Annotated in this window: 2 protein-coding genes; both read right to left on the bottom strand. The window is 73.3% G+C overall.

Going from position 1 to position 5544, the window contains the following annotated elements:
- Positions 1-2606: type I polyketide synthase (locus AB0G63_RS38845; protein WP_360760545.1), on the bottom strand; the 2606-nt coding region annotated here is incomplete at its 3' end.
- Between the two features lie 35 nt (positions 2607-2641).
- A partial coding sequence (locus AB0G63_RS38840) for an SDR family NAD(P)-dependent oxidoreductase (protein WP_360760543.1) occupies positions 2642-5544 on the bottom strand: 2903 nt, incomplete at its 5' end.

Here is a 5544-nt window from a genome sequence, read left to right as displayed (position 1 = left end):
GTCGCATCGGAGGCGTCGATGCTCTCCTGCACGCCGATCGTCAGCACCGGGTGCGCACTGGACTCGACGAACAGACCATGCCCGCGCGCCAGCAGCCCCTCCACGGCCTCCTGGAAACGGACCGTGGTGCGCAGGTTCGCGTACCAGTACTCCGCGTCCAGCTCCGCACCGTCCACGAAAGCACCGGTGACGGTGGAGAAGAAGGGCACCTGGGCGGTGCGCGGCCGGATGCCGTGCAGCAGGCCGATCACCTCGTCACGGATCAGCTCGACCTGCGGGCCGTGCGAGGCGTAGTCCACGTTGATACGCCGGGCGCGGACACCGTCCGCCTCGCAGGCAGACATCAACTCGTCCAGCGCCTCGGGATCACCCGAAACGACCGTGGACTGCGGACCGTTGACCGAAGCCAGCGCCAGCCGGTCACCGAAGGAAGCGATCCGCTCCCGTACGGCGTCGGCCGTGTCCGCCACGGACACCATCCCGCCCCGCCCCGCCAGGGCGATGAGCGCACGAGCCCGCAGCGCGGACACCTTCGCCGCGTCCTCCAGGCTCAGCACACCGGCGACGGCGGCGGCAGCGATCTCGCCCTGCGAGTGGCCCACCACCGCGGCCGGCTCCACACCCACCGACCGCCACAACTCCGCCAACGACACCATCACCGCCCACAACACCGGCTGGACCACGTCCACCCGGTCGAATCCGGGGGCGCCGTCGACACCCCGCAGGACGTCCAGCAGCGACCAGTCCACGTACGCCGACAGGGCCCGCGCGCACTCCTCCAGCCGGGCGGCGAACACCGGCGAAGCCCCGTACAACTCCACCGCCATCCCCGCCCACTGCGACCCCTGACCCGGAAAGACGAACACCGGACGGTCCGCACCCTTCACCACCGACCCCGTGACCACCCCCGGCCGGCCCTCCGCCAACGCCGACAACCCGGCCAGGAAACCGTGCCGGTCCCCCGCCACCACCACACCCCGCTGCTCCAACGCAGCCCGCGTCCCCACCAACGCCCGCGCCACCGCACCACACGCCACCCCCCGCCGCCGCCCGACGAATTCACGCAACCGGGCAGCCTGGGCCCGCAGGCCTTTCGTGCCGCGGCCGGAGAGGATCCAGGGGGCCGGGGTGTCGCCCAGGAGGGGGGCGGGCTGCTCCGGCTGCCGTGGTGGCTCGGGGGCGGGCGGCGCGGCCTGCACGATGACGTGGGCGTTCGTCCCGCTGGCGCCGAACGAGGAGACGGCGGCGGTTCGGGGGCCGTCCGCGATGGGCCAGGGGCGTTCCTCGGTGAGGAGTTCCACCGCGCCGGCCGACCAGTCGACCTCGGGCGTCGGTGCGTCGATGTGCAGCGTGCGCGGCAGGACCCCTTCGCGTACCGCCATGACGGCCTTGATCACGCCGGCGACGCCGGCCGCGGCGGCCGCGTGGCCGATGTTCGACTTGACGGAGCCGAGGTGCAGCGGGCGGTCCGCGGCGCGGTTCTGTCCGTAGGCGGCGAGCAGGGCCTGGGCTTCGATGGGGTCGCCGAGGGTGGTGCCGGTGCCGTGCGCCTCGACGAGGTCGACCTGGTGGGGGGCGAGGCGGGCGTCGGCGAGCGCGGCCTCGATGACACGGACCTGGGAGGGGCCGTTGGGCGCGGTGAGGCCGTTGGATGCGCCGTCCTGGTTGACGGCGCTGCCGCGGATCACGGCGAGGACCCGGTGGCCGTTGCGGCGGGCGTCGGAGAGCTTCTCCAGGAGGAGGACGCCGGCGCCCTCGGACCAGCCGGTGCCGTCGGCGGCGGCGGCGAACGGCTTGCAGCGGCCGTCGGGCGACAATCCGCGCTGCCGGCTGAACTCGACGTACACGTCCGGTGTCGCCATGATCTGCGCGCCGCCCGCGAGAGCGAGGGTGCACTCGCCACGGCGCAGGGACTGCACCGCGAGGTGGAGGGCGACGAGGGACGAGGAGCACATGGTGTCGACCGAGAGGGCGGGGCCTTCCAGGCCGAAGGTGTAGGCGAGGCGGCCGGAGGCGACGGCGGTGGCGATGCCGGTCATCAGGTGGCCTTCGACGTTCTCGGCCGCGCCGGGAACGTCGGGGCGGGCGTTGCCGTAGCCGGCGTAGGTGGTGCCGACGAACACGCCGGTGCGGCTGCCGGTGAGGTCGCCGGGGTCGAGTCCGGCGCGCTCGAAGGCTTCCCAGGTGGTTTCGAGGAGGAGCCGTTGCTGCGGGTCCATGGCGAGCGCCTCGCGGGGCGAGATGCCGAAGAACTCGGCGTCGAAGTCGCCCGCGTCGTGCACGAATCCGCCCTCGCGCACGTAGCTGGTGCCGAGCCGGTCGGGGTCGGGGTCGTAGAGGGCGTCGAGGTCCCAGCCGCGGTCGGTGGGGAAGCCGGTGACGGCGTCGCGGCCGTCCCGCACGAGTTGCCACAGGTCCTCGGGGCTGGTCACGCCGCCGGGGTAGCGGCAGGCCATGGCGACGACGGCGACCGGCTCCGGCTCGACGGCCTCTGCCTCGCGCAGCCGCTGCCGGGCCTGCTTGAGTTCGGCCGTCACCCACCGCAGGTGGTCGAGCAGCTTCTGTTCGTTGTCCGTCTGGCTGTGGCGGTCCGTGTGGCGGTCCATGGCGCTGGGGCTCCTTGGGTGGCGTTCCGGCACGTCTACGACTTGCCGAGCTCGTCATGGATGAGCGCGAAGATCTCGTCCGCCGAGGCATCGGCGAGCTCGTGGTGGCTGTCGCCCGCGGCGGGCTCGCGGCCGCTTTCGGTGCCCCACTTGGAGAGCAGCACCTGGAGGCGTCCCGCGATGCGGTGGCGGGTGGCGTCGTCGGGGCCGAGCCGGGTGAGCGCGGCGTCGATGCGGTCGAGGTCGGCGAGGACCGAGGTGTCGGTGTCGACCTCGCCGTCGAGCAGCTGGATGCGCAGGTCCTTGGCGAGGGCGGCCGGGTTGGGGTGGTCGAAGAGGAGGGTCGCGGAGAGCTTCAGGCCGGTCTCGGCGGCGATCCGGTTGCGCAGTTCCACGGCGGTGAGCGAATCGAAACCGAGGTCCTTGAAGGGCCGTGCCGCCAGTACGGCGTCGGTGCCGCGGTGGCCGAGGACGGCGGCGGCGTGTTCGCGGACCAACTCGATCAGGAGGTGTTCCTGTTCGGCGGCCGGGGTGGCGGCGAGGCGGTGGCGCAGCGCGGAGGCCGACTCGGCGGCGGCCGTGCTGCGTTCGGGCACCTCGTCCGCCAACGCCTGCCGCACCTCCGGCAGTTCGCTGATCAGCGCGCTGTGCCGCAGGGCCGTGTAGGTGGGGGCGAACAGCGACCAGTCGACGTCGGCGACACCGACGCAGGTCTCGTCGAGGTCGAGGGCCTGCTGCAGCGCGGCGATGGCGGTGTCCGGCGCGATGCCGATGACGCCGCGGCGGCGCAGGTGGTCGTCGATGTCCTCGGAGGCGGCCATGCCGGCCTCGGCCCAGGGGCCCCAGGCGACCGCGGTGGCGGCGAGCCCGTCGGCCCGCCGGCGTTCGGCGAGTGCGTCGAGGTGGGCGTTGGCCGCGGCGTACGCGGCCTGGCCGCCACTGCCCCACATGCCGGCGCTGGACGCGAACAGTACGAAGGCCCGCAAGTCCAGGCGGAGTTGACGCGTCAGCTCGTCGACCAGATCGGCCGCGACCGCCTTGGGCCGCAGCACCTGCGCCAGGTGCTCGGCGGTGACGTCGTCCATGAACGCGCTGTCGGACACACCGGCCGCGTGCACGACCGCGGTGAGCGGCCGTTCGGCGGGTACGGAGGCGAGCAACGCCGCAAGCTGCTCACGGTCGGCCACGTCACAGGCGACCGCTCGGGCCTCGGCCCCCGACTGCCGTAATTCCTGCACGAGTTCGGCGGCACCCGGTGCGTCCGGGCCGCGCCTGCTGGTCAGCAGCAGATGCCGGGCGCCGTTCCCGGCGAGCCAGCGGGCGAGTCGGCTGCCGAGGGCGCCGGTACCGCCGGTGATCAGAACAGTGCCCGCTCCGTCGGGCCGCCACGGGGTGCGGGCCCGGTCGGCGGGCACGGGCGCCCGGCGCAGCCGCCGCACCAGCGTCCCGGAGGCCCGTACGGCCACCTGGTCCTCATGCTCCTCACCTGCCTGCTGACCGAGGACGGCGGCGAGCCGCGCACCGGCCCGCTCGTCGATCTCCGCGGGCACGTCGACGAGGCCGCCCCACCGGTCCGGGTACTCCAGCGCGGCGACCCGCCCGAGCGCCCATGCCTGTGCCTGGGTGCCGGTGGTGTCGGCAGCCGGGTCGCCATGGCCGGTGGAGACGCCGCCGCAGGTCAGGTTCCACAGCGGGGCACCGATGCTCGCGTCGCCGAGCGCCTGCGCGAGGGCGGCGGTCGCGGCGACGGCAGCGCTGACCGCGGGGTGCGCGCGGTGCGGGCGGGCGTCGAGCGGGAGCAGCGAGAGCGTTCCGGCCAGGTCCTCCGACACCGAGGAGGAGAGCCGCTCGGCCCAGGCGGCACGGTCGGCGCCGGTGGCGTCGAGGCGCAGTTCGGTGGTCTCCGCCCCGTGCGCGGCGAGCGCCTCGGCCGCCTGCGCGGCGAGCACCTCGGCGGCTTCGACCCCTTCCGGTACGACGATCAGCCAACGTCCGGTGAGACGTGGAACGCCCGCCTCGGGCGCCGCCTTCCACACGATCCGGTACCGCCAGGAGTCCAACGTGGACTGCTCACGCCGGTCCCGCCGCCAGTCGGCGAGCGCCGGCAGCACCTCACGGAGCGGCTGCTCGTCGGGGAGTCGCAGCGTGCCCGTGAGAGCCCCCAGGTCCTCCCGCTCGACGGCCTCCCAGAACTGGGCGTCCACAGCGTCCTGGGCGGTGGCGGGGGCGGGGGATGCGGGAGTGGCTTCGAGCCAGTAGCGCTGGTGCTGGAAGGGGTAGGTGGGCAGGTCGACATGCCGGGTGGCGGTGCTCTGGAACAGGCTGTCCCACTCGACGGGCAGACCACGCGTCCACGCCTCCGCCAACGCCGTCACGAACGCCTCCGGCTCCGGACGACCCTTCCGCAACACCGGCGTCAAGAGACCGTCGAAATCGTCGCCCAGATTCTCCCGGGCCATGCTCGTGAGAACACTCTGCGGACCCACCTCCAGGAAATGCGTCACACCCTGCCCCGCCAGATGACGCACACCATCACCGAAACGCACCGCCGCCCGCACATGCTCCACCCAGTAACCCGCCGAGAACTCCTCCACCCGCTCCCCGGTCACATTCGACACCACACCCACCGACGGCACCCGATACGTCAGCGACCCCGCCACCTCACCGAACGCCTCCAACACCGGCTCCACCAACGGCGAATGAAACGCATGCGACACCCGCAACCGCCGGGTCCTACGGCCCCGCGACGCCAACTCCTCCGCAACCCGCAGAACCTCCGCCTCCACCCCGGAAACCACCACCGACGCCGGACCATTCACCGCCGCGATGTCCACCCCAGCGGTCAGCAGAGCACGCACCTCCTCCTCGGTGGCACGCACCGAAACCATCGCACCACCCTCGGGCAGCCCGCCCATCAGCCGGCCCCGCGCCTCCACCA

It is taken from the genome of Streptomyces sp. NPDC020996, assembly GCF_040641355.1.
Lineage (GTDB): Bacteria > Actinomycetota > Actinomycetes > Streptomycetales > Streptomycetaceae > Streptomyces.
This window is presented reverse-complemented; position numbering and strand designations above follow the sequence as displayed.